Raw genomic sequence first — 21084 nt, forward strand, 5'->3', positions numbered from 1 at the left:
AGGCTGTGGTAGGATTACCCCAAATGGATAGAGTAGCTAAACTAGCAATTTACAACACGACTTCTTGTCGCACCTCATTTTCTGGATCTACAATAATAATTTCAGTATCACTATCTGCTTCCTTGAGCTTAGTAGAGATGATTTCATGTTTTATCGCCATCCCTTTGCCCGCTCCAGAAGTCCCTAAAATCAAACCTGACGGAGTATTTAACTTACCACGGTCAATACTGATGATATTACTTGAGATTTGATTGATGCCATAAAATTTCCCACCCTTGTCTTGAATATCTACGGAAGTCCAAGGTGCATTCACGGCAATATTTGAAGTCAATAGAGACCGAGAAACACCTTCAAGATAGTTCTTCCCAAATGGCAAGAGACTGTTAAAGGCTGCTTCTTGCATATAGGTCAAGTTGTCAATAATCATGTCATTTGACCCCGCCACTTGCTTGATAATATCAAGAGATTGTTTGAGTTGATCTTCAGTATCCGCCAGCACGCCAATTAGAAATACGGTGTCAAACAGTTTATCTCCTGTTTGGGTCATGGTTTGAAGAAGAGCTTCAGCTTCATCGATGTTGTTCTCAAGAACATGGCCGACCTTCTCCAAATAGATTCCAGTCCGAGCCATCTTTTGTTGTTCACCAATCTTTTGTGATTCCATCAAGGTCTTCTTGGTTCGTAGCTTGGTCATGGTTTCAGACTTGGTAGAGCCTTTGGCATGTAGGCTAATCATCACTTCCAAATCTGACTGCATGAGGTCTCGAATAAATTTATCCCCTAACTCCATGCCATAGTCACGAACATAAACAATCTGTAATAATCGTTCGTCCAATTCAATATGATTCTTGTGTTTAAAGGAAAGGTAGGTTGGGGCAATAAAGTGTTTGGTGGATTGACCTGAGAGCGTCAAATCCTTGTAAGAGAACGGTAAATGATTTTCGCCTCGTAACATATCCGCAAGGACATTTATTCGCTCCTCTCCACCGAGCAAACCAAGAGATACATCAATCTCTGAAAAGCCACTCTTGAAATATTCTCCAATTTGTGACAGAGAACGAAAAGCTAGTTTTGGTGTTTGGTCGCTCTTGCCAAATGAAAGAAACTTGACGGCTGAAAAGTTGTTCTCACCCGCCTCTAAGTTAGCATCCATCATGCGATTCAATTCATCACGATAAGCATCAAATCCATCTTCCTGTAAGGAATAGAGAATACTCTTACGGAATTTTTCCAAATTAACTTTTTGATTGAAAATAGTCAGTTGGAAATTGGTCTGATCATCCAGTGAATTGATTAAATCGGAATATTTCTCAACAATAGCTCCTTTATCGTCTAAGCCAACTGTTTGGTAATTGACATCTCCTAAGAGATAGGTTTGTGAAAAATAGCTTGGACTGACCTGCATAAGGCCATTCTGAAAAAGCCCTTGATAGGCTAACGTATTTACAGTAGAAGGTCTGTTCTCCTGCTTCTGTATTTTCGTCTTTTGCTTTTTGTCATTAGAAGAGGTCTTTGGTTTCATTGAGTGTTTTAATTTTTTCACGTTGGTCTCCTTTTCTTCCAGTAAATGTTCGTTCTGGTACTGTTAGTTCATAATGAAAACGGTACTTGAGATAGGTTTCAAATGGTAAATCGTTGGGGCGATAGACCCCAAATAACATGAGTGGAATGGTAAAGCTAAAAACAAAACAATAGACAAACCAATCCCCAAATTGCCAGTAAAATAGGTTCAAGCCCAATACCAAAATGGTTAGGGCGACGGCTGGAAATACAAAAATAACCTGTCTAGTCGTAAACCCTAACCATGCACGGTGTTGAACCTTTGAAATGTCCTTAAAGACACGAGTGTTCATAAATAATAACTCCTTCTTTGATAAAAGGACTAAGATGAAAATCTCAGTCCAGTTTGAATTGCTTCATGATTTTGACGCAGTAGACGTCTGAACTCTCTACGCTAGTTCCTAGCTATGACAGTTCTAGTCGTCCTTACGGAGGTAAGACGACGTAATCGACTGCAAAGCAGTTCCGATTCCTGTCCTACTCTCACATCCCCAAAATACTTCGGGCGGTTCGTTGACTGCCAACTAAGGCAATGATTAACAATATGGCTTGTACCAAACCACCAAACATAATGGCAAGTGATTCCATAACTCCAGCTCCATTTGATACGGCAATCTTTCCAGCCGATTCAAACAAGGGAACAAGAGATACAATTAGAAAAATCAAAATACCTTGAACGGCATAGACCATTATATTCTTAAGGTAGCCAATCCCAACACTTCTCCAGTCATCACTAAGGAAGGTTGGAATGGTAACAGGGGCAAAAGGAATCATCAGATAGAGTTGGATAAAGCGAATGGTAATCAAGATATTGACAACCATGATGCTGGCCATTCGTACCAACCAAATGAGAATCGCAAAAAAGCCAATAATCATTTTTCCTACAATTCCAGATCCCTTAATGCCTGAGATGGTATCATAATTAGCACCACCATTCGTGACAAGACTTGCCACTTGTTCAATAACATAAGAGGCAATGGCAATAATAGCTTCCACAATAACCGTCGTATTGGTAATCACGACCGCGACCATGATGTAGCTGACAATCATAGGTGCTATGGCTTCAAAGGTCATTGCACCACCTGAGTTTGCGATTTTCTTGGCCATTTTTGAAAATTCGAGTACGAGAACAACCGCAAGAATAGCTACTCCCAAGGGTTGCATAATCCCCTTGGTAATGGCTGTCATGTAAGACCACACCGTCGGATTAAAGTCCGCTAGTGACTTAACCAAGTTGGCGGTTGATTCTAAATCCACTTGAAACCCTTCAAAAAGGCTGTCGCTAGATACTTTTTCAGAGGCTAGATATACAAAAGGTGACGTAAAATTCATTATCATGTCATGTGCTGTCCTCCCCTAAATGGTAATCTGAGTCACAAAAGCACCAGCGGCTCCCACCATGACCCCACCAACAATTTCTAGAATGGCATTTCGGACACCTGGTCCACCATCTTTAATATTGGTTGAAAGGTTGATAATGCCCATGACAACAAGAAAGGCTCCTACTGCAATTAAGCCTTTTTGTAATAGAGACATGGCTTGGGAGAACATGGAGCTGGCGTCCACTCCGTAAACAAAGCCTGATAGTTTTTGATTCATATAATTCCTCATTTCTATTAATGTAGTGTCGTTTCTGTGCTTAAATCCCTAATTCTATGACCTGACAAATCTACTTCTTCCTCAGCGGTTAGGGGAGTGATGTGATAGTGCCACCAGCGTACATCGGTTTCCTTATCCGCAAGCCATTTCCAATTCTTATGTTTGAGAGGAAAATATTTCTTGGTTCGAAAAACAGGAATCCCTGCAATGCGTACGAGGCACTCATCTCGTTTCATATTCCCTACTTCATCAGCCGTCATCAAGTCACGGGCAATTTTCTGGTGAGAGGTCGAACTTGAACCAGTCTGCCCAAAAGAACGACTGGTGCTTCTGACATCAACGGTTTGTTTGCCTAAAAGACCACTCATGAATTTGAAAGTTTCCTCGTCATTCCCACCCAAATAGAGGAGACTGTCACAGTTCCCCAGAATAGTTTTCCAAGCCTCTTTTTCCTTATAAAGTCCTTGGAGTTGGGCGATATTTTGCAAGATTGGTACTAGACTCATGTTCCTAGAGCGAACTGTTGAGGTTTGTTCGGCGAAGTCTGGGATTTCCCCAATATTCGCAAACTCATCCAGATAGCTTCTAACATGAATCGGCAGTTGCCCTTTAAAGTCCACATCAGCCTGTCTGGTCAAAGTAGAGAAAACCGTAGAGAAAAATAAAGCAGATAGGAAACGAAAGGTCGTATCATTGTCTGGAATAACAAGATAGACCATGGTCTTTTGAGTGCCCCACGTTTTCAAATCCATAGTGTCTCTTTGCGTCAAATCAATCACCGATTGGATATTAAAGAGGGCAAACTTAGCGGTCGTCACAGCAATGACCGAATCCAAGGTCTTGTCCTTGTAGTTTTGAAAATCTGCCCAGTTTCTCATGGTAAAGTTCTCGTGACCGTATTTTTTAGCGTAATCTTCAAACAGGACTTCAAGAACACTTTTGTCCTGATTGTCCCCCTTTGATAAGAGTTTAATGAGTTTACCAATCTCAGAAAAGGCTGGATAACGGCCACGCTTACGTCTTGCTTCCTGCTCTTGCTTGGAACTTCCTGGAGGATTGTAAAAATCCACCAAATAAGAGGCAATAGCTCTCACCAATGTCATGGAAGCCTCGTCCCAAAATGGATCACTGCGAGAGCCAGACCCACGGGTATTGTTAAAATAGACCGTTAACATGCGGTTCAAATCATTCTCTGTTTCTACATAACGAAAGGGATTAAAACCGTCTGAATTGGTCATATTAACCAAGTCTAAAACCTTGACCTGATAACCGTTTTCTAAAAAGAGTTTACCTGTCTTCTCAGCCAAATGGTCTTTCGGATCTACGACAATATTGGAACAATTAAGTTGGATAAGGTTGGGTTTCACAAAGCGAAAGGTCTTACCTGCCCCAGAACCCCCAATGACAATCAAATTTTTATTTCGATCAAACTGGGGTTTCTTCTTTTCCAACAAGGTTAGACGAACATCACGAGCCAAAATCGTGTCATTGAAAGGATTCTTACTGTAAAAGTTCCGCTTTTCCTTACTGGTTCCAAATCGTGCAGAACCGTATTCTTCCCCTTCTCGATAGACTTTCTGTCCTGTCGATACATAAAGATAGACTAGTGTCATCGTTAGAACCCCAAGGATAAAGGCAAGAAGAGATTTTTGAGTAAAGGAAAATAGCCATAAAGGATTGAAAACCTGATTTAACCCCTCTCCTAAGAGGTAGGCAAATCGTTCCATAGGTGGGGCATTGGTTAAACTATCATAGAGTAGAGTTAGACGATGGCAGAAATAGCCAAAGGCGAGCCCCAAGAGTCCAAAGACAAATGCTTTTTGCCTGGAATACATTACAAGGTCACCTCCTTGGTTTTGACTGCCGAAGGTTCTGTCACTCTAATTTTCTCTTTGGCCAGTTCTATCTCTTGGTCCAAGGTTTTATCAAAGGTTAAACCTTCTAGCTTCTCTGGATTAGACATCAGTTTCTTCAACAATTCATCCAAGTGATGATCGAGCAAGGTCTTATCCTTGGCATAAAAGTAGAGATAGTCTTTTTGCCAACTAATTGCGATTGGCAGTTTTTCTGACTCCATCAACTCCTTAAATTTCTCCACATCGATTGGCTTATCTAGAATGTCTTTACTAACATCAATCGCTTCAATGGCATAAGGACTTTGAAGGAGTTCTTCCAGTTTTTGAACCCCAATCTTATAAGCTGAATCTTGAGCTAAGGCTTGCCTAGCCGACCATTCTAAGAGCTTTAAGAGGGTTCTAACTGTCAATAAACTACTTCTTTCCACGTATTGCATCGCTTGACGTTCTTGTTGTTCAGATGACATGGTGACCTCCTCTTTTTTTCGATTCCCTCTCAAACATAAGCTGTTTCCATAATACGGAAACACTCTTGATTTTGGTATCACAAGAAAGTTACGACATAAGCCAAACTATTCCAAAGTAAATGTAAGATGATTGCCGTCATACAATCAGTTTTCAATCGAACAGCAGCCAAGGTCAAGCCAAGACAGCTATACATGAGCCAACTCCCTAACTGATTGGGGCCATGGGATAGAACAAAGAGAAAACTGGTCACGCCTATTTGTACAAAAGGGAATGTCAATTTTTCCCACAGCAATTGCCTATAAACAATCTCTTCAAGGAGACTTGCATTGACCAGAAACAATAAAAAAATAACATGTGGAACTTGTTTTCCTACTTGTAACAAGACCGCTTGATTCCTAGTATGAACTGGAAAAAGAAAACTGATGAAGACTGCAAAAGCAACCATAGCCACAAAGCCAAGAAGAAACCATCTTAGGCGATTTCTTAAGGTTATATTTTTTGCTTGAACAGTTTTATGACGGGCAATCTCTAAGCAAGTTACACTTAATAGGACCAATTGTAGCAAGACTAAGACCTTAATCGTCACATAGTCTTGTAGGTATAAACTCACCAGAAGACCGTTAAGCTGTATGGCTAGATAAAACAACACTATCCTTATCATTATCACCTCTTGAATAAATCTTCATAATCAATATCTAAGACTAGAACGATTCGCTCAACCCATCTTGTCTGGGGCATCAGACGATTGGATTTGTAATGTCGCAGTTTTTGATAGAGACGATTAAACTCACTTGGATAAACATATTGACCGTTGAATACTTTGCGAGCTAGTTCTGCCCAAGTGAGGTCTTTTTCTGCCAGAATAATCTCTAAATTGTCCCAAAATCGTTCATTCATCTTCACACCTACCCTGTCACCTGTTTCATCAGACTGGCCTGAAACAGCTCTTCTTTTACTTGTCTGGGAAGAAAAGTACGCACTTCGTCTAATCCAATAGCTGGATAGACGTGATTCTGACAGACAATGAGAGGCAGACGAAGGTTTTGGTCTGGCTTTTGGAGAATGAGCTGAATCATCTCATTCAAACTTATCGAATATTGACGTTTAAAGCGAAGAAATCGTGGCGACAGCAACTCAAAACAATCCGTGGTTTTGGCAAAGAGTGACAGTAAGATTTCACGGTTTACATCACACGCTTTTGTACAACGATAAGTCACCCCATAGTTGGTCAAAATGGTTAGTAAGTCTTGATTTGTATTGACATTATTTCCTAGATATACCTCAAGCATAGGCACCTCCTTATAGGGTTAGGCTATTTTCAACTGTTGGTTCAGGAGTTGAGAAATAGCGACTCATATCAATGGGCATCCGTCCTTCACCAAAGCACTTGACCGTCACTAGAGTCGTTAAAATGCCCTCCTTTCCCCTAGCAGAATAATTTTCACCAAAGGCACGAAAGGCCAGGTGATTGTCTTTCGTCAAGAGAGTATCTACACCATTTTTAATATCCCTAGTTTCCATAAAATCCGAAATCCGATGAAGATTGGATTCGTAGAATAGGGGATCATTCATCTCCTTGTGGTAATCATCTTCAAAAGTCACCTCAAAGTCACAATCAAAATTGGGGAGCGACAGTATCTTTTGTAATAACTGATTGGTTTCAACTTGGTGAATACGTTCTTCTAATTCAGTACAATCTAGGATACTTTTCTTATGTAGTAGGTTCATGTTTTTCTTCCTCTTCCGTTCTTCTAAATTCTCTGGCAATGGCTTCAATAACTGTGACAGTCACGCTATTGCCGGCCTGTTTGTATAGTTGGCTCTTACTAGAAACACTCTCTGCTCTTTCATAAGCCCAGTCAGGAAAGCCTTGAAGTCTGAAACACTCTCTTGGTGTCAGTCGTCTTATTTTCAGGCGATAGAGTTTTCCTTCTAAGACAATGCCTGTGACTTCATACCACTTATCCTGTCGATATTCCAGAGCAGCAACCACCACTCCCATATTGTCTGAAGTTGTCAAGGTATTGGATATTCCCTTTCCCACTCGTCCCCTACGTTTGGTTGAGTCTGGATAAGCCAGATTGACAGAATCTCCAAGAGTTGCCTTTGCGTACCCTGTTTTTGTGGCTTCCTTGATTTTCAGAAATGGCAGCTCCTCCCTCAGCAAAATCTTTGGCACCTTGTCTCCACCTTGCATGGTGGTCAAAGTCGGTGACAAGCCAGATATGTCAAATACTCTTCCAGTCTGGTCAAAGCTAGTCGGCAGATTTCCTGCGACAACAACCCCGTGTCTGTCTTGACTTGTCAAAGTGAACATAGGGTCTTGGTTATCCTTAAAGCGACGCCCATGTTGCCGTTTTTCAAGTCTATCTGGTGTTAAGACTGGAATGGCGATTTTAGCCCCCTCTCCTTTACCTCTTGTTAGTGTAGGAGCAAGTCCACTCGTCAGATAGACTTCACCATTCAAACCACGTTTAGAGGGATTGATATTTCCTAGCCTTTCAAGATGAGCTGGGCTGTTTTCTCTTCTGAGAGGAAATAAGAATCTGGTACGGTATCTTCTAGAATGTCCGATAATAAAAACCCGCTCTCTGTTTTGCGGGACTTGGAAGTCCTTACTGTTAAGCACCTGCCATTCGACATCATACCCCAATTCATCCAGCGTGGAGAGGATTGTGGCGAACGTCCGTCCCTTGTCGTGATTGAGTAGGCCTTTGACGTTTTCCAAAAATAGAAAACGTGGTTGGATTTGTTTGGCCGCTCGAGCAATCTCAAAAAAGAGAGTCCCTCGAGTATCTTCAAATCCCAATCGTCTTCCTGCGAGTGAAAAAGCTTGGCAAGGAAATCCCCCGCAGATAACCTCCACTTGCCCTCTAAATTGTCTAAAGTCATGGTCTGTGACCTCTTTAATATCATGGTATTCTATTTCTCCTTCTGTGTTAAACATGGCTTTATAGGATGTTCTAGCGAATTTATCAATTTCACAAAAACCCAAACACTCATGGCCCTGTGATTCCATTCCTAGTCTAAAACCACCTATCCCAGCAAATAAATCTAAAAATTTCATTTTTCCTCTCTTTCCAAATAAAAAGAGCCTTACAATTTGTAAAACTCTTGCCTATATATGATCATCCATTTCTGGTGCACGAATGATTTCAACAATCAAAATGATGATAGAAATCAAATAGATTCCACCTAGTATCCACCAAATCATCTTAATCACCTCCCTTTACTTCTTGTCGTCTCAATTGCTTGGTCCACTCTGACAGCACACCATTAAACACGTATTCAGCTATCACTTCTGCTGACCGAGCAAATCTCATATGTTCCAATGCGTACTGATAACGCTCACTAAAATAGATCATGGCATAGTCACTAGCCGACTGAGATAGACCTGTCTGTCTTAACTGGTCATGAACCAAACCCCAAATATAGTCTCGATCGTACTTGGTCACGGCATCGACTTTTGAAGAAAAGTTTTCTTCTTGTTTGTCATCTACAAGCTGAATCTCCTCCTCGTCCTCAATAAGAAAATCATTCCCTTCAGTTTCACTATATTTAGTCTCACTTCCTTCAGTCTCACTTCCATCAGTCTCACTAGGGGCTGAATTTAAGACCGGCCCCGTCTTACTCTGAGACCCCCCTAGTGTTTTTTTAACACTAGCCCCGTTTGAATCTAAGACTGGGGTAGGTTCATGTTCTAATTCCCCCAAGTAAATTTTATTGGCCATACGACCTTTTTCGCTAGAGGACTGTTGGACTTCATCAATTAAGCCATATTCTCGTAAGGTTTTCTTGATAGAGAGTATTTTTGACTTTGAACAGCCTAAAAGTGCCATCAGATTTGAATTGGAATAAATCAAATAAATTGCCCCATCCTCATCAATCCAGCCTTTACTCAAAGACAACTCCAACCGATCTTTTAAAACCGCGTAGGCTACCTTAACCTCCAGCTTCATATCCTTATACCGTTCACTCTCAAACAAGACTTTTGGGAGTTTATAATAACGCTCTGATGTCTGATATTGATTAGCGGTAATTCGTTTCATGATTGTCCCTCCAAGACTAAAATTCCAACATTTCCAAATTCATCAAATCGGATTAAACCTAGTTGTTCCATTTCATCAATTAGCTGAGTTGCTTTCACAATATCAACTCCTAAAATAGTCACGAGATGACGTATCACGATTTGGCGTGATGATTGTTCCTACTTTTTCATGAATTCCTCCTTAAAATAAAAAAACGAGAACACTTATTAAAATGTTCTCGCTTGTGCGATATGATATTATAAATAAAAAATAAATTTTTCCTCCTTAATAACAGATTGTAGAACACTCAAATCCTTGATTTGACAGCGTTTTAAGCACCTGTCATTATTATGACACAATCCCCACCTGGAAAAGCAACACCAGACCAACGATAACGCTTGGGATCTCGAATCTGTACAACGACCTTCCCTTTCTTATCTTCGATTAGACACATGTTGGTCAAAGTGACCATTTCTTTTCTAGCCATTTTCTCCCTCTTTCTGTTTTAAAATCATTCTATATTCTGTGCGTTCTGCGCCTAAATTGACTGTTTTTTTGACACCATCAAATCGGAAGCCCACTTTTTCATAGAAGGCAATGGCACGCGCATTCCCCTCCAATACCCAGAGAGTAACAGTTTCGTAGCTCTGCAATTTTTCCAAAGCTGCCTGCATGAGCTGGTAGCCTATCTTCTGATCATAATAGTCCGCCAAGACATAGAGGGCGTAGAGCTCCCCTTCCCCTTGCAAATCCTCCTGACTAGACGAGCCGTAACAGGCAAAGCCAACCACCTTATCATCCATCACAGCTATCAAGATATTCTGAGGATACCGAACTGCCCAGTCTTGACAGCGTTCTAAGGTGTAAGTATTCTTTAAAAATTCCTGAGGTAACAAGTCAGCATAGGCCTCCTGCCACGATTTCCAATGAACATAGGCCTTGCCTAGTATTTCACTTTTCGTTTCCAGTGGTTTAATCATCATCTAAAGGACCTCCGAATTTTTTCCTCTAGTATACATTAAAAAACAAGTTGGCACAAGACCCAATGTCATTAAGTTAACTAACCTATCACGTTTTGTGGTGGGTTAGTTAACTTAATGACATTGCCGTCAACTCTTTCTTACCTTTTTTATCAAATCTAACAGCTAATAACAGGAGAGACACTCCACCCACCACCAATAGTCCGGTTTCTACAGAGCCAGTATTTGGCAAAACTTGAGACGTGCTTGTCGATGGAGTAGATGCTGTGCCAGTAGCTGGACGATAGATCAGGTAATAATTTGCATCCGTTTCCTGAGCTAAGCCAGGCAAGTCACGAATAATCAACTCCTTTTCTGCATCTGTCAATTCTTGCTCTGTCACATAGGAATAATTGATAGACTGAGCACTAGCTGACGGTGCTGCTGCGACCGACGATGCAAAAAACAAACTTGCTACAGCTGCCGAGACAAGTCCAATTGACAGTTTCCGAAAACCGAACCGCTATCGTTTTTCACCAAAAATATTTTTCATAAAAACTCCCCCTATTCCCTAAATAGTATAGAAACCATTATAACCTTTTATAGGGACGAGGCTGGGCAAAAAGTCCAAAGCCACTTCTCAGAGTTCGTATCAACATCTCAGCGCAGTGGTTGATTGGCTTAAACAGTCTGGGGGACTGTTTAAGGTTGGAGATAGGATTTGCAAAGCAAATCTCAGCAGTTCGTGTTTCACACTCCAAATCTGGCCTATACGACTGATGCGAACAGAGTTCGCTTCATCTCCAACCTCAAACTGTCTCCCAGACAGTTTGAGCTGTGCAGGGGTGGGAGTGAAACAGTCTGGGGATAGACTGTTTTAGCTCAACAACTTAAAACGAAAAATTGTTGGCGAACTCTTTTTGACTAGTTGAGTTCTTTCCCACTCCCAAGTCCACAAGTAAAAATTTTAAGTATTATAAAAGGTGGCAGGTCAATTTCTACCTGCCGCCTCTTGTAATTTCATTCTACTTAAATCACTGAACCTAGTAACTCTTACTACATATTCTTCAACTCAATGACCATATCACGAATCTGGGCTGCCAGTTCAAAGTCAAGCACTTCTGCTGCTTCCTGCATTTGACCTTCCAGTTTCTTGATCATAGCCTTACGTTCATCTTTATTAAGAGCATTAAAGTCCACAACCTCTTCCTTGTCCTGAGCGACAGCCTTGGTCACGCTAATCAGGTCACGGATTTCCTTTTTAATAGTCTGTGGAATGATACCATGCTCTTCATTATAAGCCATCTGGATCTGACGGCGGCGAGCTGTTTCTTCCATGGCTTTCCGCATGGACTCGGTGACCTTGTCCGCATACATAATCACATGACCCTCAGAGTTACGAGCCGCACGACCGATTGTCTGGATGAGTCCACGCTCATTACGGAGGAAACCTTCCTTATCCGCGTCCAAGATAGCAACCAGACTAACTTCTGGCACGTCAATCCCTTCACGCAAGAGGTTAATCCCTATCAGAACATCGAAGACACCCAAGCGGAGATCACGGATAATCTCCGTACGCTCCAAGGTCTTGATGTCCGAGTGCATATACTTGACCTTGACGCCCATTTCTTTCAAGTAGTCGGTCAAGTCCTCTGCCATTTTCTTGGTCAGGGTAGTGATAAAGGTTCGCTCGTCTTTTTCAACACGGGCATTGATTTCACCCAGGAGGTCGTCCATTTGGCCCATAGTTGGACGGACTTCCACCTCAGGATCCAGAAGCCCTGTTGGCCGGATAATCTGCTCGACAACGGTATCGGTCTGCTCCATTTCATAGTCACCCGGCGTTGCAGATACATAGACAATCTGGTGGACATGGCTCTCAAATTCTTCCCTGCGCAGCGGACGGTTATCCAATGCGCTCGGGAGGCGGAAACCATAGTTGACCAACATCTCCTTGCGTGAGCGGTCACCATTGTACATCCCCTTAATCTGCCCCATGGTCATGTGGCTCTCGTCAATCATAATCAGATAGTCCTCAGGGAAAAAGTCCAGCAGGGTATAAGGAGGCTCGCCCTCGCTTCGCCCGTCCATGTGTCGTGAATAGTTCTCAACTCCATTGGTATAGCCCATTTCTCGAAGCATCTCGATGTCGTAGTCGGTTCGTTGTTTCAATCGCTGAGCTTCTAAGAGTTTTCCTTCTGCCTCAAAGACCTTGAGCTGCTCTTCCAGTTCCGCCTGAATCTTGGCAATAGCCGTTTCCATGTGGTCATCGTTGGTCACGAAGTGGGTGGCAGGGAAAATGGCCAAGTGATCCACATCGCCCAAAACCTTACCAGTCAGGCTTTCAATCTCACGAATGCGGTCGATTTCATCACCGAAAAATTCCACACGGAAGGCATGTTCGTCACGGGAGGCTGGAAAGACTTCTACTACATCCCCACGCACACGGAACCGTCCCCGTTGGAAGTCAATGTCGTTGCGCTCAAACTGGATATCTACCAGAGAATTGAGCAACTGATCACGGGAAATCTCCTGACCTGGTCGCAGACTGACCACGCTGTCAGAATATTCCTTGGGCGAACCCAAACCATAGATACAAGAAACCGAAGCTACAACAATAACATCGTTTCGCTCCAGCAGGGCTGAGGTTGCTGAGTGACGGAGTTTGTCAATCTCATCATTGACCGAGCTATCCTTCTCAATATAGGTATCGCTGGACGGGACATAGGCTTCGGGCTGGTAGTAATCGTAGTAAGACACGAAGTATTCGACTGCATTTTCTGGGAAGAATTCCTTGAACTCACTATAAAGCTGACCAGCTAGGGTCTTGTTGTGGGCGATGACTAGGGTCGGCTTATTGACACGGGCAATGACCTGGCTCATGGTGTAGGTCTTACCAGTTCCTGTTGCCCCCATGAGAATCTGGGCTTTTTCGCCCCCCTCGATGTTATCGACCAAGGTTTCAATGGCTTGGGGCTGGTCGCCAGATGGTGCATATTTTGATACAAGTTTAAATTGGTTTTCAGTATTTCGATTAATCATACTTCTATTTTATCATAAGTTCGACTAATGGAGAAATATTCTAAACCATTCACAACTATGTTCAAAATATTAAATTTTCTCACATTTTAATGACTTTACATGTCAGAAATTCTAACATTATAAAAACCTCGATTTTGCATTAATTTTCAGAATATGATATACTAGGACAGTTATCTTATAATAGAAGGAGTATGGAAATGAAGAAAAAATTACTCATATTATTGGCAAGCATTCTGCCAGTATTCTTTATTTTTACTGGCATTAAAGCTGACGATACTATTGATATCGTATTTGACAATGCTTACGCCCCATTCGAGTTTAAAGACTCAGATCAAATTTATAAAGGATTAGATGTTGACATCATCAACGAAGTAGCCAAGCGCTCAGGTTGGACCATGAATCAAAGCTTCCCAGGATTTGATGCAGCTGTCAATGCTGTACAGGCTGGATCTGCGGACGCCCTAATGGCAGGTACAACTATCACCGAAGCGCGTAAGAAAGTATTTACTTTCTCAGACCCTTATTTCGACACCAAAATCGTTATCGCTACCACAAAGGCAAATACCATCTCTTCATATAAGGACCTTAAAGGTAAGACTGTTGGTGTCAAAAATGGTACTGCAGCCCAAAACTTCCTAGAAGAAAACAAAGACAAGTACGGATACAACGTAAAAACTTTTGATACTGGGGATTTAATGTACAATAGTCTTTCTGCTGGTGCAGTGAATGCCGTAATGGACGACGAAGCGGTTATTCAATACGCTATCCAACAAGGTCAAGACTTAAGCATTGATATGGATGGCGAAGCTATCGGTTCATTCGGATTCTCTGTAAAAAAAGGTAGCCAATATGAATACCTTGTTGAAGACTTCAACAAGGCTTTAGCTGAGATGAAGAAAGATGGCACCTACGAAACAATCATGAACAAATGGTTAGGAGCTTCTACCACTTCTGCCGAAAGCACAGATTACTCATCTCGTTTAAGCTTAACAGGAAACGCATCAGCTAAAGCAACACCTGTCAAATCAAGCTACACAATTGTGGCAGATTCTTCTTTTGCTCCATTTGAATACCAAGATGAATCAGGTAACTATGTCGGAATCGATATGGAATTAATCAAGGCAATCGCTGAACAACAAGGATTTACCATTACCATTCAAAACCCTGGGTTCGACGCTGCACTAAATGCTGTTCAAGCTGGACAAGCTGATGCAGTTATTGCCGGTATGTCTATCACAGATGCTCGTAAGGAAATCTTTGACTTCTCAAACGCCTACTATACTTCAAACATCCTATTAGCTGTTAAAAATGGTAGCGACATCGCTTCTTACGAGGACTTAAAAGGGAAAACTGTTGGAGCTAAAAATGGTACTGCTTCATATAGCTTCTTAGAAGAAAACAAGGCAAAATATGGTTACACCCTAAAAGCCTTCGACGAAGCTTCAAGTATGTATGACAGTTTAAACTCTGGTTCTATTGATGCTCTTATGGATGACGAAGCCGTTCTTCTATATGCCATCCAACAAGGTCGCAACTTTGCAACACCAATTCCTGGCGAAAAATCAGGTGAGTACGGATTTGCCGTTAAAAAAGGTGCCAACCCAGAATTAATTGAAATGTTTAACAATGGCTTAGCTACCCTAGTTGAATCAGGCAAGTATGATGAAATCCTTAATAAGTATTTCAACTCAACTGAAGAAGCAAGCACAACGACTTCAACTGTTGATGAGACAACGATTGTTGGTCTTTTGAAAAACAACTACGGTCAATTGCTCTCAGGTCTTGGTATCACAATTGGACTTGCCCTTCTATCATTTGCTATTGCAATTGTCATCGGTATTATCTTCGGTATGTTTGCTGTCAGCCCTGTTAAAGCACTCCGTGTTACTTCATCTGTTTTTGTAGATGTTGTTCGTGGTATTCCGCTCATGATTGTCGCTGCATTCATCTTCTGGGGTATCCCAAACTTGATTGAATCCATCACAGGTCAACAATCACCAATTAACGACTTTGTTGCTGGTACCATTGCCCTATCCCTCAACTCTGGTGCCTATATTGCTGAGATTGTTCGTGGTGGTATTCAGGCAGTTCCAGCTGGTCAGATGGAAACATCTCGCAGTTTGGGTATTTCCTACGGAACAACCATGCGTAAGATTATCCTACCTCAAGCTGGTAAAATTATGTTGCCTAACTTCATCAACCAGTTTGTTATTACTCTGAAAGATACTACTATCATTTCTGCGATTGGTTTGGTCGAACTCTTCCAAGCAGGTAAAATCATTATTGCACGTAACTACCAATCCTTCCGTATGTATGCAATTCTTGCCATCATTTATTTGGTAGTTATCACACTCTTGACTCGCTTAGCACGCAAACTCGAAAAAGGAGGCAAATAATGGCTCAATTAAAAATTAACGTCCATGACTTACACAAGTCTTATGGTAAAAACGAGGTCCTCAAAGGTATTACTGCTAAGTTCTATGAAGGCGATGTTGTTTGTATCATCGGTCCTTCTGGTTCAGGTAAATCGACCTTCCTTCGTACAATGAACTTACTTGAAACCATTACAAGTGGTCAAGTAACAGTCGATGGATATGACTTAACCGATCCTAAGACAGATGTTGACGCCTTCCGTTCAAATGTCGGAATGGTATTCCAACACTTCAACCTCTTCCCTCATATGTCTGTACTTGACAATATCACATTTGCGCCAATCGAACACAAATTGATGGACAAGTCTGAAGCTGAAAAAGTTGGTATGGAATTGTTGGAAAAAGTTGGTTTGGCAGACAAGCGTGATGCCATGCCTGATAGCCTATCTGGTGGTCAAAAGCAACGTGTTGCTATCGCTCGTGCGCTCGCTATGAACCCAGACATCATGCTCTTTGACGAACCAACTTCTGCCCTTGACCCTGAAATGGTTGGCGATGTACTCAACGTTATGAAAGACTTGGCTGAGCAAGGTATGACCATGTTAATCGTCACACACGAGATGGGCTTTGCCCGCAAGGTTGCTAATCGCGTTATCTTCACTGATGGCGGTGAGTTCCTTGAAGATGGTACACCAGAGCAAATCTTTGACAACCCACAACATCCACGTTTACAAGACTTCCTTGATAAGGTCTTGAACGTCTAAGCTAATCGAAAAGCCTTTGACTAGCAGTCAAGGCTTTTTGAGTTGCTTCAAATAATCATTTGCCTCTTTTCTGGAGGTAAATATAAAAATATTCTTGTCCTTATATATGGATAGCAGATTGAAAATATTTGGGCGAACCTGCGTTCGAAAATTCTTCACAAACTCTAATAATTCTTCATCGACAGTCATCGAAACCCATGGCATATCCACTCTCGGTTTGCCAACACGACTGTATAGACCTTCCACGCACACTGCTTCTTGATAATCTAAAAATAGTATCGTATCACAAGCTGCCATTCGAAGTTCATAAGTTCCCCTATAATTACCATCGACAATCCACTCTTCTTGCCTTAATACTTCTTCTTGACGAGCTTGAAAAACTTCCCTAGCAACTGTTGTCTTATCTGCTAACCAATTTAACTGGTCCAAATGATAGAGTGGGAGTCCTGTAATTTCTTTCAATTTTAGTGAAAAGGTCGATTTTCCAGCACCAGGGCAACCAATAATCATTACTTTCTTCATACTGTTAACCTATATGACCAACCTTTCTCTGTCTTTTCAACTGCTTCAAAACCACATTTCTCAAACAGCTTTCGTGAACCAAGATTCCAATCGTAAATTTCTTCGACAAGTATTTCCACAATGCCAATCTCCCTTGCACGTTCTACCATTCGCTGCAATACCTTGGTTCCAATTCCTTTGTTCCAATACCGCTTATCTCCAATGGCAATAGCAAAATCATCTGCAAACAGCGTCACATCTCCAATTGGAACAAACTGATCGTATTCAAAAATTTCAATAAAGTAACATTCGCCATTTTTAGACAAATAATCATACATACGATTGAGCCGATCCAAAGTATAAGGTTCCTTATTTCCATCAACCAGCCATACTAATTCTAGATCTTGGTGCCATTCAAAAGCAAAATCATGCTGGCCATCATACCGACGTAGACGAACCTGTTTGTCTATTTTTAAAATATCTGCTTGCTCAATTCCCGTGATTGCCATTTCGGATCCTCTCTCATTTACATTAAGTTCATTTTAACATACATCTCTATCAATATCAATAAATATTATAACATGCTGATTGACAAGATTTTATCGATATGCTATACTAAAACAAATAAAGCATTGCGAGGTAAGGAGAAATGGACAATAACAAGTAAACTCCATCTAAGTTCTATACTTATTTAGTAGTTTTCTAGCGTCCATTTTTCTGTTCCCTCTATTCACAGAATAGGGTCTTTTTGAGCAGATTTCGACACACTACTAAATAGGTAGTGTGTTTTTTCTTGTAAAGGAGGCCTTATGCTACTAACCACTCAACACCTAACCCTCGACCATCAAAAAGATTTGCGAAATCTGGTCCATGACCTAAACCTCATTGTCAATCCTGGCGATAAAATAGCCATCATCGGCGAAGAAGGAAATGGCAAATCCAGCCTATTACTAACCTTAATGGATTCAGCTCTTGTCACAGATTACCTACTCCTATCAGGCAATATTCACCGATATTTTCACTCACCAGTCTACATTCCCCAAAGTCTTTCACTGGAAATGGCAGAGCTAACCTTGAACGACTACTTCTTCGGAGATATGGACAGTGACATTGATTACGGCCTACTCTACCTCTATGCTGACCAGCTCCAGTTTGACAGCGAGCGATTTGCCAGTCAACAATTGATTGGAAGCCTGTCAGGTGGCGAAAAATTAAAAATTCAGTTAATCAAATCTCTAGCAACTCCATCTGATATTATTTTTCTGGATGAGCCGTCCAATGACTTGGATTTAGATACCTTACTTTGGCTTGAAAACTATATCCTCAATAGCCCACAGACCATCCTATTTGTTTCCCACGATGAAGACTTCCTCAGTAAAACAGCTACAAAAATCATTCACCTAGAATCGGTTAAGAAGAAAACACTTGCTCAAACTAAAATTGAAGAATTGGACTACCAGGATTACGCATTGGGACGCCAACAAGCCTATCAGAAACAAGTCCAACAAGCTCGGAACGACCAAAAAGAATTTGACAAAGCCATGAACAAGCACCTACGTCAAAAATCACAGGTTCGTCATACCTTGCTCAACACCCATGATGCCACACTAGGACGGCTCATTGCCAAGAAAATGAAGAATGTCTTATCACGTGAAAAACGATATGAAAGAATGAAGGAAAATCTCACACAAGTTCCTTTTCATGAAGATGCTATTTCCCTCTTCTTCTCAGACATTTCACCACTACCAGCTAAAAAACAAGTGCTTCACTTAGAAAACTTCCAATTGAACATTGGAGGGCGACAATTGGTTCAAAATACCCATTTCAACTTAAATGGACAAGAGAAAATTGGCATCATTGGACAAAATGGAATTGGTAAATCCAGCTTTCTAAAGATCATCTATCAAAAACTCAGGCAACGAGCAGATATAAACTTGGGCTACATGCCCCAGCACTATGCAGAAGTCCTTGATGAGTCTAACACTCCACTTGATTTTTTATTAGAAAATGGCAATCGTGAGCAGGAACAACTTATCTTATCACATCTAGCCAGTCTGCAGTTTACACGACAAGAAGTTCATCACAAGATCTGTGAACTTTCGGGGGGACAAAAAGCCAAGTTACTCTTGTTAAAAATGGTTCTTGAACAAGCCAATTTTCTCTTATTAGATGAACCCAGTCGAAACTTCTCTCCCACTTCTCAGCCATATATTCGTCAACTATTTTCCGATTATCCAGGTGGTTTGGTATGCGTATCACACGACAGACGCTTTTTGAAAGAAGTTTGTCAAAGAATCTATCGACTAACTGAAAATGGACTGGAAGAACTAGAACAGATATAAAAAAGAAAAATGGCACACACGCCAAATTTCCTTTTATTTTTTCATAAAGAATGAAGCTATGCTATTCGGTTCACAACCTATAATTTATCAAGAGCAAGTTGCAAATCTTCTAGCAAATCATTGATATTTTCAAGACCAACAGATAGGCGGATTTGATTTGGTGTGACACCAGCAGCAAGTAAATCTTCCGGAGCTAACTGAGCATGCGTGGTTGTAGCTGGATGAACTACTAGTGATTTAGCATCGGCAACGTTTGCTAGATTAGAAAAGATTTCCAAACTATCAATAACCTTACGCGCTTCTTCTGCTCCGCCTTTTACTTGGAAAGAGAAAATAGATCCAACACCTTTAGGCAGGTACTTATCCGCCAAAGCCTTATAAGGACTATCTGGAAGTGATGGATAATTGACCGACTCAACATTAGGGTGATTGAGCAAAAAATCTACAATCTTTTCAGCATTAGACACATGACGCTCTACACGGAGAGACAAGGTTTCTAACCCTTGTAAAAGTAAGAAAGCGTTGAATGGAGCAAGGGCAGCACCTGTATCGCGAAGCAATTGTACACGAACTGCTACAATAAATGCTGCAGCACCAATATCACGAGTATAACTAATGTTATGATAGCTTGGATCTTCTTCAACAAATTGCGGAAACTTACCAGATGTCGCCCAGTCAAACTTGCCGCTATCGACAATCACACCGCCAATGGTCGTACCATGCCCACCGATAAACTTGGTTGCTGAATGGACTACAATATCAACACCATGAGAAAATACATTAATCAAATATGGGGTTGCAAAGGTATTATCAGATACTAGCGGAATGTGATGGTTGTGTGCAATTTCTGCTAATTTTTCAAGATCAGGAATATTGATAACAGGATTTCCCAAGGTTTCAATAAATACCAGTTTTGTATTATCTTTAATCGCAGCTTCTACCGCTTCAAAATCATCAATATCTACAAAGCTTGTTGTAATACCATAGCGAGGAAGGGTTTCTTTGAATAGGTTAAAAGTCCCACCATAGAGTGTCGTTGCCGCCACAATGTGATCGCCAGCATGTGCCAACGCTAGAATAGTGTATGTGATGGCTGCCATTCCTGAAGAAGTGGCCAAGGCACCAATACCACCTTCTAAAGCTGCCACACGATTTTCAAAAGTAGAGACCGTCGGATTCGTAATTCGAGTATAGATATTCCCCGGTTTACGTAAAGCGAATAAATCTTCTGCTTCTTGAGCATCTTCAAATACATAGGAAGTGGTTTGATAGATGGGTACAGCACGTGATTTTGAAGCAGAATCAACTTCTTGTCCAGCATGGAGTTGAAGGGTTTCAAATGAAAATTCTCTAGTCATAAAGGTACTCCTTTGATCTTTTTCTGTATTCTACCTCATTTTTACCATCTTGACTAATACTTAAATATTAGAGATATGTATAGTTAACAACTATAGCCACTAATCAGTTATCCTATAAGAAAAATTTTTCCATATTACATGGATACTAAACAAGCACTTAAATGACTGATATGTAAAGCCCTTTGTCAAGTAAAAACAATCGAACTGATTAAAAAATGAAAAGTATCTAGAAAGA

Annotated in this window: 23 protein-coding genes and 1 pseudogene; 3 read left to right on the top strand and 21 right to left on the bottom strand. The window is 41.1% G+C overall.

Going from position 1 to position 21084, the window contains the following annotated elements:
- Positions 1-49 precede the first annotated feature (49 nt).
- From P7J49_RS10780 to uvrB, 18 genes and pseudogenes are all read right to left on the bottom strand, one after another.
- A complete protein-coding gene (locus tag P7J49_RS10780) occupies positions 50-1522 on the bottom strand; it encodes a VirB4-like conjugal transfer ATPase, CD1110 family (RefSeq protein WP_408570679.1) in 1473 nt (490 codons plus the stop codon).
- Positions 1500-1853, bottom strand: coding sequence for a PrgI family protein (locus tag P7J49_RS10785; protein WP_408570668.1), 354 nt, complete (start codon positions 1851-1853; stop codon positions 1500-1502). Before P7J49_RS10785 ends, P7J49_RS10780 begins: the two co-directional genes overlap by 23 nt.
- A 190-nt stretch (positions 1854-2043) precedes the next feature.
- Positions 2044-2898, bottom strand: coding sequence for a conjugal transfer protein TrbL (locus P7J49_RS10790; RefSeq protein ID WP_099810413.1), 855 nt, complete (start codon positions 2896-2898; stop codon positions 2044-2046).
- An 18-nt stretch (positions 2899-2916) separates the two neighbouring features.
- Complete coding sequence (locus P7J49_RS10795) at positions 2917-3159, bottom strand: hypothetical protein (protein ID WP_001072171.1); 243 nt, start codon at positions 3157-3159, stop codon at positions 2917-2919.
- A gap of 17 nt (positions 3160-3176) precedes the next feature.
- Positions 3177-4994 carry a VirD4-like conjugal transfer protein, CD1115 family gene (locus P7J49_RS10800; protein WP_408570669.1) on the bottom strand — a complete coding sequence of 606 codons (1818 nt, stop codon included), beginning with the start codon at positions 4992-4994 and terminating at the stop codon, positions 3177-3179.
- On the bottom strand, positions 4994-5482 hold the full coding sequence (locus P7J49_RS10805) for a hypothetical protein (RefSeq protein WP_002936460.1): 489 nt from the start codon (positions 5480-5482) through the stop codon (positions 4994-4996). Before P7J49_RS10805 ends, P7J49_RS10800 begins: the two co-directional genes overlap by 1 nt.
- A 77-nt stretch (positions 5483-5559) precedes the next feature.
- Positions 5560-6144 carry a CPBP family intramembrane glutamic endopeptidase gene (locus P7J49_RS10810; protein ID WP_408570670.1) on the bottom strand — a complete coding sequence of 195 codons (585 nt, stop codon included), beginning with the start codon at positions 6142-6144 and terminating at the stop codon, positions 5560-5562.
- Between the two features lie 2 nt (positions 6145-6146).
- On the bottom strand, positions 6147-6380 hold the full coding sequence (locus P7J49_RS10815) for a hypothetical protein (RefSeq protein ID WP_001005708.1): 234 nt from the start codon (positions 6378-6380) through the stop codon (positions 6147-6149).
- An 8-nt stretch (positions 6381-6388) separates the two neighbouring features.
- A complete protein-coding gene (locus P7J49_RS10820) occupies positions 6389-6772 on the bottom strand; it encodes a hypothetical protein (RefSeq protein ID WP_012775126.1) in 384 nt (127 codons plus the stop codon).
- 10 nt (positions 6773-6782) lie between these two features.
- Positions 6783-7211 carry a hypothetical protein gene (locus P7J49_RS10825; protein WP_172042894.1) on the bottom strand — a complete coding sequence of 143 codons (429 nt, stop codon included), beginning with the start codon at positions 7209-7211 and terminating at the stop codon, positions 6783-6785.
- Positions 7195-8550 (bottom strand): DNA (cytosine-5-)-methyltransferase, encoded by a 1356-nt coding sequence (gene dcm, locus P7J49_RS10830; RefSeq protein WP_408570671.1) that lies wholly within the window; start codon positions 8548-8550, stop codon positions 7195-7197. The genes P7J49_RS10825 and dcm overlap by 17 nt, the downstream gene beginning before the upstream one ends.
- Before the next feature lie 148 nt (positions 8551-8698).
- Positions 8699-9532, bottom strand: coding sequence for a replication initiator protein A (locus P7J49_RS10835; protein WP_408570672.1), 834 nt, complete (start codon positions 9530-9532; stop codon positions 8699-8701).
- Positions 9529-9669 carry a hypothetical protein gene (locus tag P7J49_RS10840; protein ID WP_408570673.1) on the bottom strand — a complete coding sequence of 47 codons (141 nt, stop codon included), beginning with the start codon at positions 9667-9669 and terminating at the stop codon, positions 9529-9531. Before P7J49_RS10840 ends, P7J49_RS10835 begins: the two co-directional genes overlap by 4 nt.
- 173 nt (positions 9670-9842) lie before the next feature.
- On the bottom strand, positions 9843-9998 hold the full coding sequence (locus tag P7J49_RS10845; RefSeq protein ID WP_099807155.1) for a DNA mismatch repair protein MutT: 156 nt from the start codon (positions 9996-9998) through the stop codon (positions 9843-9845).
- Positions 9991-10494: an N-acetyltransferase family protein gene (locus P7J49_RS10850; protein ID WP_408570674.1), complete on the bottom strand. Its 504-nt coding sequence runs from the start codon at positions 10492-10494 to the stop codon at positions 9991-9993. The genes P7J49_RS10845 and P7J49_RS10850 overlap by 8 nt, the downstream gene beginning before the upstream one ends.
- 106 nt (positions 10495-10600) lie before the next feature.
- Complete coding sequence (locus P7J49_RS10855; protein ID WP_257209431.1) at positions 10601-10873, bottom strand: LPXTG cell wall anchor domain-containing protein; 273 nt, start codon at positions 10871-10873, stop codon at positions 10601-10603.
- A gap of 48 nt (positions 10874-10921) precedes the next feature.
- Positions 10922-10990, bottom strand: a pseudogene (locus P7J49_RS10860) (YSIRK-type signal peptide-containing protein); the annotation flags it as partial.
- A 536-nt stretch (positions 10991-11526) separates the two neighbouring features.
- Positions 11527-13512 carry an excinuclease ABC subunit UvrB gene (gene uvrB / locus P7J49_RS10865; protein ID WP_408570675.1) on the bottom strand — a complete coding sequence of 662 codons (1986 nt, stop codon included), beginning with the start codon at positions 13510-13512 and terminating at the stop codon, positions 11527-11529.
- A gap of 197 nt (positions 13513-13709) precedes the next feature.
- Between uvrB and P7J49_RS10870 the strand changes: the two genes are divergently transcribed.
- Together P7J49_RS10870 and P7J49_RS10875 are read left to right on the top strand one after the other, a co-directional pair.
- Complete coding sequence (locus P7J49_RS10870; RefSeq protein ID WP_408570676.1) at positions 13710-15908, top strand: ABC transporter substrate-binding protein/permease; 2199 nt, start codon at positions 13710-13712, stop codon at positions 15906-15908.
- Positions 15908-16648, top strand: a complete 741-nt coding sequence (locus tag P7J49_RS10875) for an amino acid ABC transporter ATP-binding protein (RefSeq protein ID WP_002940438.1) — start codon at positions 15908-15910, stop codon at positions 16646-16648. Before P7J49_RS10870 ends, P7J49_RS10875 begins: the two co-directional genes overlap by 1 nt.
- A gap of 27 nt (positions 16649-16675) precedes the next feature.
- On the opposite strand, the gene P7J49_RS10880 is transcribed toward P7J49_RS10875, so the two are convergent.
- Complete coding sequence (locus P7J49_RS10880) at positions 16676-17170, bottom strand: adenylate kinase (RefSeq protein WP_024397738.1); 495 nt, start codon at positions 17168-17170, stop codon at positions 16676-16678.
- On the bottom strand, positions 17167-17658 hold the full coding sequence (locus P7J49_RS10885; RefSeq protein WP_408570677.1) for a GNAT family N-acetyltransferase: 492 nt from the start codon (positions 17656-17658) through the stop codon (positions 17167-17169). The genes P7J49_RS10880 and P7J49_RS10885 overlap by 4 nt, the downstream gene beginning before the upstream one ends.
- Positions 17659-17958: 300 nt before the next feature.
- Between P7J49_RS10885 and P7J49_RS10890 the strand changes: the two genes are divergently transcribed.
- Entirely contained in the window at positions 17959-19491 is a 1533-nt protein-coding gene (locus P7J49_RS10890; protein ID WP_408570678.1) for an ATP-binding cassette domain-containing protein, read from the top strand.
- 77 nt (positions 19492-19568) lie between these two features.
- Here the strand turns inward: P7J49_RS10890 and P7J49_RS10895 are convergent, their stop codons facing one another.
- Positions 19569-20849, bottom strand: a complete 1281-nt coding sequence (locus P7J49_RS10895) for an O-acetylhomoserine aminocarboxypropyltransferase/cysteine synthase family protein (RefSeq protein ID WP_174851868.1) — start codon at positions 20847-20849, stop codon at positions 19569-19571.
- Between the last annotated feature and the right edge of the window lie 235 nt (positions 20850-21084).

The organism is Streptococcus suis (assembly GCF_046032515.1).
GTDB classification, from domain to species: Bacteria; Bacillota; Bacilli; order Lactobacillales; family Streptococcaceae; genus Streptococcus; species Streptococcus suis_AL.

Excerpts from the sequence above, each read along its gene's own strand:
- P7J49_RS10780 (WP_408570679.1), bottom strand. The coding sequence starts at position 1,522 with ATGAAACCAAAGACCTCTTCTAATGACAAAAAGCAAAAGACGAAAATA.
- P7J49_RS10785 (WP_408570668.1), bottom strand. The coding sequence starts at position 1,853 with ATGAACACTCGTGTCTTTAAGGACATTTCAAAGGTTCAACACCGTGCA.
- P7J49_RS10790 (WP_099810413.1), bottom strand. The coding sequence starts at position 2,898 with ATGATAATGAATTTTACGTCACCTTTTGTATATCTAGCCTCTGAAAAA.
- P7J49_RS10795 (WP_001072171.1), bottom strand. The coding sequence starts at position 3,159 with ATGAATCAAAAACTATCAGGCTTTGTTTACGGAGTGGACGCCAGCTCC.
- P7J49_RS10800 (WP_408570669.1), bottom strand. The coding sequence starts at position 4,994 with ATGTATTCCAGGCAAAAAGCATTTGTCTTTGGACTCTTGGGGCTCGCC.
- P7J49_RS10805 (WP_002936460.1), bottom strand. The coding sequence starts at position 5,482 with ATGTCATCTGAACAACAAGAACGTCAAGCGATGCAATACGTGGAAAGA.
- P7J49_RS10810 (WP_408570670.1), bottom strand. The coding sequence starts at position 6,144 with ATGATAAGGATAGTGTTGTTTTATCTAGCCATACAGCTTAACGGTCTT.
- P7J49_RS10815 (WP_001005708.1), bottom strand. The coding sequence starts at position 6,380 with ATGAATGAACGATTTTGGGACAATTTAGAGATTATTCTGGCAGAAAAA.
- P7J49_RS10820 (WP_012775126.1), bottom strand. The coding sequence starts at position 6,772 with ATGCTTGAGGTATATCTAGGAAATAATGTCAATACAAATCAAGACTTA.
- P7J49_RS10825 (WP_172042894.1), bottom strand. The coding sequence starts at position 7,211 with ATGAACCTACTACATAAGAAAAGTATCCTAGATTGTACTGAATTAGAA.
- dcm (WP_408570671.1), bottom strand. The coding sequence starts at position 8,550 with ATGAAATTTTTAGATTTATTTGCTGGGATAGGTGGTTTTAGACTAGGA.
- P7J49_RS10835 (WP_408570672.1), bottom strand. The coding sequence starts at position 9,532 with ATGAAACGAATTACCGCTAATCAATATCAGACATCAGAGCGTTATTAT.
- P7J49_RS10845 (WP_099807155.1), bottom strand. The coding sequence starts at position 9,998 with ATGGCTAGAAAAGAAATGGTCACTTTGACCAACATGTGTCTAATCGAA.
- P7J49_RS10850 (WP_408570674.1), bottom strand. The coding sequence starts at position 10,494 with ATGATGATTAAACCACTGGAAACGAAAAGTGAAATACTAGGCAAGGCC.
- uvrB (WP_408570675.1), bottom strand. The coding sequence starts at position 13,512 with ATGATTAATCGAAATACTGAAAACCAATTTAAACTTGTATCAAAATAT.
- P7J49_RS10870 (WP_408570676.1), top strand. The coding sequence starts at position 13,710 with ATGAAGAAAAAATTACTCATATTATTGGCAAGCATTCTGCCAGTATTC.
- P7J49_RS10875 (WP_002940438.1), top strand. The coding sequence starts at position 15,908 with ATGGCTCAATTAAAAATTAACGTCCATGACTTACACAAGTCTTATGGT.
- P7J49_RS10880 (WP_024397738.1), bottom strand. The coding sequence starts at position 17,170 with ATGAAGAAAGTAATGATTATTGGTTGCCCTGGTGCTGGAAAATCGACC.
- P7J49_RS10885 (WP_408570677.1), bottom strand. The coding sequence starts at position 17,658 with ATGGCAATCACGGGAATTGAGCAAGCAGATATTTTAAAAATAGACAAA.
- P7J49_RS10890 (WP_408570678.1), top strand. The coding sequence starts at position 17,959 with ATGCTACTAACCACTCAACACCTAACCCTCGACCATCAAAAAGATTTG.
- P7J49_RS10895 (WP_174851868.1), bottom strand. The coding sequence starts at position 20,849 with ATGACTAGAGAATTTTCATTTGAAACCCTTCAACTCCATGCTGGACAA.